Genomic DNA, 5,622 nt, shown 5'->3' with positions numbered 1-5,622 from the left:
CTTCCAACCGGCTTCCCAATTGGCAAACTACTTGAAACGTTTGGTATCTGCGTTCCTGCTTGGTTCGGGCCTGGTTTGGACCTCACCAGTTGTCGCGGCTGACGTTTCGCAACTTCCAACCGGTTTGCGAGCAAAGGTTGATCTGGCGGCACGAGCATGCGCGGAGTTCAACAACGGTCAGTTTGGCTTAGATTGGGGCGCGGTTGAAAGGGTCGATCTCGACGGAGATCTACAACGCGACTGGGTTTTGAATGAGTCTGGTTTTGCGTGTTCGAGCGCCGCATCTCTTTACTGCGGAACTGGCGGATGCATGTCGCACTTCTTGATTGAAGAGGAGGTTCAATCCCTGCTCAACCAGGGCTGGACGGTTGTTGATTTTGGGCGTCAACGCGTTGTTGTTGCGGATGTTCATGGATCCAATTGCGACGGAATAAACCCGACGCCTTGCGTCACCGCCAGTGTTTGGGATGCGGACGCTAAGACGTGGCGCTCATCTGCTGGCGATTGGGAATAAGTTGCATTTGAAAATTGCAGATAAGCCACAGGAGCTGGATTGTTCGATGGGTTCTCTGTGGCACGCAAACTTATGGGCAAATCGTGCAAAGTTATGCGCAAATACCGCGCAGAATTATGGGCAATCTTCCAAGATTTTCTTCAATGAAATCAATGTTGGGAATGCAGCGTTATGAGCGGACCTACATCTAGTTGTAGGTGCGCCCATAGCTTTGCATTTCGCCCAAAGAATTGCATTTTTGGCCTAAAACTTTGGGCGCATTAACCTTCAACTTTCTTGGTTCGAGGCTCCATATCTTCGGGTCTCATTCTTTGCTTGCTTCGCGCCATCGCCGTATTGCCGGGGAAGGTTTTCGGATGGCTCAGCGCTGCCATTTTCTGCGATGAGCATGATTGACCGCTCGCAGCCCCGAAAGGTCTTTCAAAGTTGGAAATTAACACCTCATCCACCGTGGCTCGCTCCGACCGATTTTATGCTAAAGTAAGCAGGCACCAATTGGAGATTTTTAGCTCGGAGCAACGGAGATGGAACGCAAATTAGCGGCCATTCTGGCCACCGATATAGTCGGTTTCGCAGGATTGGTATAACTACTTGTAGATTGCCGCATAGCGAGGTGCGAAGAACTTAACGAAGGCTCTAACCTCTGGCCGGCGATAAGCTTCCGGCGAAATGAGCATTAGGTGCGGCACCGCAAGTTCCGGGATTTCGTCGAAACATCGGATAAAAGACATGTCTGTTTCCACCAGCTTGACATTGCTGATCCCAAGGCCTTGCCCTGACCCGATCGCTGCATGCATTAGCTCCAGTTCAGTGAAAGACATGACGATCTGGTCCGGCTCCACGTGATTGGTCAACCATTCGTGGAATACATTTGGCACATCGTCCCGCTGAAAGGTAACAAACTGATGCCCGGTCAGATCATTCGTTGACCTCGGTAAGCCAAACTTGTCCGCGTAATTTCTACTGCCGAACAAAGACCAGCGGGCCGTACTGATTTTCCGGCAGATCAGGTCGGGATCAGGATCGGTTCTTGCAAGGCGCAAAGCAATGTCGGCCTCTCCGGCCGTCAGGTCCAGCGCTCGAACGCTGGATAAAAACTCAAATGCGACATCCTGATTGTCGGCGGAAAACTCGTTTACGATTTCGATCATGCGTGCGGAGAAATTTGCCGAATAAGCGGTGATACGGATGGGTTGTGTCGACGTCAATTCTTTCGCGCAATCGGCAAATTCAAGGACTGAAGCCTCGATTGCTTCGGCGAGGGGAACGAGGCGAAGGGCTTCTGGGGTCGGTTTGAACCCGTGCGTACCGCGCTCAAAAAGAGTCAAGCCTGTTTCTCTTTCGAGAACATCAATGCGTCGGGCAACCGTTGGTTGGGAGACCTTTAGCTTTCTAGAGGCCGCAAGCGTCGACCCTTCTCTGAATACAGAGAGGAACACACGAATATCCGACCAATTTCGGAACCCGTTCTTCATTTTTGTAGAACAGCACAATTTTGTGCCGGATACCAGAAAAACAGGTGAACAGTTACTGTTGTTGCGACAGCGCAAGTAACTCGGAAAGGACCATGAGATGGCTTCCCATACAATGTCACCCAGCATCTGGACCGTATTTGGTGGACTGTTCGGCTGGACCAAGAGAGGCTTCCCTGAAAACCAGAAATCGCGGCTTACGGACAATGATCTTCACTCGGAACGCGACTATATAAATGAGGTGATCTGGAATAATCCGGACGCGTTTTCGAGTGAGCTGGACGTTCAGAACATGATGAGTCTGTATCCAGAGAGGTTCTGAAAACACTTGGTGACAATCGGCCGAACAGGGCGATTAAATCACGCCAAATACAGCTGCAAGCTGGAAGTGGCAGCCACGCACCTGTGTTGTCGCCATTGAGCAAGTACCAATACGAGACCTTCTGTCATCACGCCTATCGCTGCGGTCGTTCGAACGTCTGATCAATGCCTGCACGTCTGGCACTTCCTTGGGGCTTCACCGACGACAATTAAGTATGGACAAAAGACTTGCAGCACCTGTTGGGGCGCCTGTGACACCAATGGGGGTCTCTTGAACCGCGACTTTCATGAAGCCCGCGAAAGAACCTAGGCCGATTTACTTAGCTCAATCACCCCTTTTTGCGCACCACGACGACAAATTGGGTCATCGAAAAGAAGAAGCGTCCAGTCCTTGCAAGGCTGAGCTGCTCATCAAACCACGATTGCGCAACTGCGGGATCAAAATGGTCATTTGCGACAGTGTATTGCTTCATGAGGTGCATCATCATGATTGCGAGGCCATCAGGCTTAAGCTGGTGATCTGTCATTGTGAACGACAAGACATCTTCCACATGGTCGCCGCGAGCCTTTATTAGTGCAGGCAGTCTTTCCGGGACGGAGCCACTCACAAAGTGCTGGTTCCAGGACGTCAGCATCTTTTGCATTCTGTCGGGCTCATCGCTGAACCAAATCAAGCTCCCAAAGTGTAGATCGCTGATGACGAGACGTCCGCCGGGTTTGACGCACCGCAGCGTGTCGGACAGTGCACCGTCTACGTCTTCGATGTACTCAAAGACCTGTACCGAGACGGCCTTGTCAGCACTCTCATCCTCAATGGGCAAACTATTTGCGGCACCAGCACGAAACTCCACGTTCGCGTAGTCGCTGCATCGTTCTCTTGCGGCTGCTGTCATATCCTCGCTTGGGTCGATCCCGATGACATAGCCATCCGAGCCAACTGCACGGGCCAACTCCGCTGTTAACATCCCGTTGCCACAACCGACATCCAAAATAGTCTCACCAGGAGCCGGGCGCAGCGCATCAAATGAAGCCTGTCTTCGCCGTGTCAATTCTGCTCCCTGATAGGCGATTTCAAGCAATCTCGTTGTTTCAGCGTCAAATTTAAGCAACTCTCCCCCCTTACAAAGACCACATGTCCCCAAAACCTTATCAGAAAATGGGATTTCTACGAAAAGCAGGACGGATCATTTTGGTTTGAACATAGATCCACCAACAATAGATGAAGGTGCCGACTGGTATCGACGAATTGGTTAACCTCGGGAGATAAGGACGCTTCTGCCGCTTTATCGAACCAGCTTTTTGTCGTCGCTCGAAAGTTCGAACAACATCAATTCAAGGGATGTCGAGGCCGTTCTCCCGTCCGAAATCGGTGTAAAAGCTGTCACTGCGGCATCGCTTCAAAGTGGCTTCGTCCGCTTCTCTTGGATCGGTGCCAGGGCTTTGAACACCTGTTCCTTCTATGAAGCGGTTCACGAGATTGAAGACACCACAGACTTGGATAGCATCGAACAGCGCGCTCTCTGACCAGCCTGCCGCGTAGACTGCATTTGCGTCGGCTTCCGTCATTCGGGATGGAGAGACGGTGAGCTTTTCAATGTAAGCCAGTAACGGTTTGAGATGATCCTCGACCGGTGCCGTATCGCGGTCTGCCATCAGTGCCTCAATTGTCTCGACCTCAATACCGTAGGCTTTGGCGAAAACGATGTGCGCCCCATGGCAATACGAACAAGCATTCAAGCCAGAGACATAGGCTGCGATTAATTCACGCTCGGCAACCGAGAGGTCGCTCTCTCCCCTCATCACAAGGCTTTCGTACGCACAAAGCGGAGAGAGTTTGTCTGGAAAGGCTTGATAGACACTTCCCAGCGTCGCGTTCTCCGGCAGAGATGGAAACAGGCGTTTCATTTAATTCTCTTTCAGTCTTGCTATGGATTACGTTTTCTCAAAGTGAGGAACCAACGTTGTTTACGCAACCTTAAAGCAATTTCGGGTTCCGCTCAGAAATTCTGTTGGGATACTGCGAACGGTAAGTTTGCCCAACAACACCCCAACGTGATCTTTGTTTGGGCAAAGGAAGTTTCAATTGAGCCTTTCTCGTAAGTCTACAAAGTCAGCTTTCCGTGCATCGCAGACCTTTGAGTTCGAAGAAGCACTTTGAACATTGGGCTCAAAGCTGTCACCTATCGAAGTTTCACGACTGACCGTTGCTAGGGTGCAGCGGGTGGTTGGCCCGTGAGACTGCAACCGCTCTATAATTGCGACTTATGTTAAATCTCGAAATCCCGGCTTTCTGCCATAAAACCGGTGCGCGTTTTCGACAGTTTCAAGAAAACGAATGTTTCTTCCTGTGATGTCTTGAAGGACGATGTCCGCAGTATCAATATTAGACTAAGCGTCCTAAAACCAAGTCTTGTTCATTGTTTTCACTCCCTGATTGGCTGCGTTCCAAGCCAAAGCAGCTCACCGAAGCAAATCAAAAGCCCGCAAGCGAGCTTGGTGCCGAACCGGTTGCGAAGGTCGGCACCAATATCGACCGGCCGGTCATCAATCTTTATCGGCCCCATATCACCTCCGGGGATTGTCTGATTGTCACCGGGTATCAGGACTTCTTGTCTTCACTGTCGATTTTGATGAAGGAATTGCCTGAGCTGAGGGATCTGGAAAACGACAGCGATATCCGGATCCGGATATCGTTCGGGATCGACACGGCGAATACCAAAAGGCTGACCAACCCCAAACCAGTCACCGAAGAAATGAAACTCTACTGCTCCTATGGCTTATCTGCAATTCTCAAATACAACTTACTCCCAATCGCCAGCAGACGAGCGCCACGTCTTAGCGTCCGCATCCCAAACACTGGCGGTGACGCAAGGCGTTGGGTTTATTCCGTCGCAATTGGATCCATGAATATTCGCAACAACAACGCGTTGACGCCCAAAATCAACAACCGTCCAGCCCTGGTTGAGCAAGGATTGAACCTCCTCTTCAATCAAGAAGTGCGACATGCATCCGCCAGTTCCACAATATAGAGATGCGGCGCTTGAACACGCGAAACCAGACTCATTCAGAACCCAGTCGCGTTGTAGATCTCCGTCGAGATCGACCCTTTCAACCGCACCCCAATCTAAGTCAAACTGACCGTCGTTGAACTCCGCGCATGCCTGCGCCGCCAGATCAACCATTTCCCGCAAACCGATGGGAAGTTGCGAAACATTAGCCGCGACAGCTGGTGAGTTCCATACTAGGCCAGAGACCAGCACAATCCTAAAAACCAACCCTTTCAATTGACGCACTACTTGGGAAGCCGTTTGGAAA

General features: G+C 51.0%; 6 protein-coding genes. 2 read left to right on the top strand and 4 right to left on the bottom strand.

What is annotated here, in order from left to right:
* Window positions 1-514: hypothetical protein (locus tag ACR0JR_RS22150; RefSeq protein ID WP_480458192.1), on the top strand; the 514-nt coding region annotated here is incomplete at its 5' end.
* A gap of 587 nt (window positions 515-1,101) precedes the next feature.
* Here the strand turns inward: ACR0JR_RS22150 and ACR0JR_RS22145 are convergent.
* Complete coding sequence (locus tag ACR0JR_RS22145) at window positions 1,102-1,989, bottom strand: LysR family transcriptional regulator (RefSeq protein ID WP_480458190.1); 888 nt, start codon at window positions 1,987-1,989, stop codon at window positions 1,102-1,104.
* 97 nt (window positions 1,990-2,086) lie between these two features.
* Between ACR0JR_RS22145 and ACR0JR_RS22140 the strand changes: the two genes are divergently transcribed.
* Window positions 2,087-2,308, top strand: coding sequence for a hypothetical protein (locus ACR0JR_RS22140; RefSeq protein WP_480458188.1), 222 nt, complete (start codon window positions 2,087-2,089; stop codon window positions 2,306-2,308).
* Between the two features lie 328 nt (window positions 2,309-2,636).
* Here the strand turns inward: ACR0JR_RS22140 and ACR0JR_RS22135 are convergent, their stop codons facing one another.
* The 3 genes from ACR0JR_RS22135 to ACR0JR_RS22125 all read right to left on the bottom strand — a co-directional run bounded on the left by ACR0JR_RS22135 (window position 2,637) and on the right by ACR0JR_RS22125 (window position 5,489).
* On the bottom strand, window positions 2,637-3,416 hold the full coding sequence (locus ACR0JR_RS22135; protein WP_113789237.1) for a methyltransferase domain-containing protein: 780 nt from the start codon (window positions 3,414-3,416) through the stop codon (window positions 2,637-2,639).
* 223 nt (window positions 3,417-3,639) lie between these two features.
* Window positions 3,640-4,212 (bottom strand): carboxymuconolactone decarboxylase family protein, encoded by a 573-nt coding sequence (locus ACR0JR_RS22130; protein WP_480458186.1) that lies wholly within the window; start codon window positions 4,210-4,212, stop codon window positions 3,640-3,642.
* 896 nt (window positions 4,213-5,108) lie between these two features.
* Window positions 5,109-5,489 (bottom strand): hypothetical protein, encoded by a 381-nt coding sequence (locus tag ACR0JR_RS22125; protein ID WP_480458185.1) that lies wholly within the window; start codon window positions 5,487-5,489, stop codon window positions 5,109-5,111.
* Between the last annotated feature and the right edge of the window lie 133 nt (window positions 5,490-5,622).

The organism is Ruegeria sp. AA3 (assembly GCF_056542905.1).
Note: the sequence above shows the minus strand (reverse complement) of the source record. Positions and strands in the feature narration are given on the sequence as shown.

What these genes read in the sequence shown, in the direction of transcription:
- ACR0JR_RS22145 (WP_480458190.1), bottom strand. Translation starts at nt 1,989, where the DNA reads ATGAAGAACGGGTTCCGAAATTGGTCGGATATTCGTGTGTTCCTCTCT.
- ACR0JR_RS22140 (WP_480458188.1), top strand. Translation starts at nt 2,087, where the DNA reads ATGGCTTCCCATACAATGTCACCCAGCATCTGGACCGTATTTGGTGGA.
- ACR0JR_RS22130 (WP_480458186.1), bottom strand. Translation starts at nt 4,212, where the DNA reads ATGAAACGCCTGTTTCCATCTCTGCCGGAGAACGCGACGCTGGGAAGT.
- ACR0JR_RS22125 (WP_480458185.1), bottom strand. Translation starts at nt 5,489, where the DNA reads ATGGTTGATCTGGCGGCGCAGGCATGCGCGGAGTTCAACGACGGTCAG.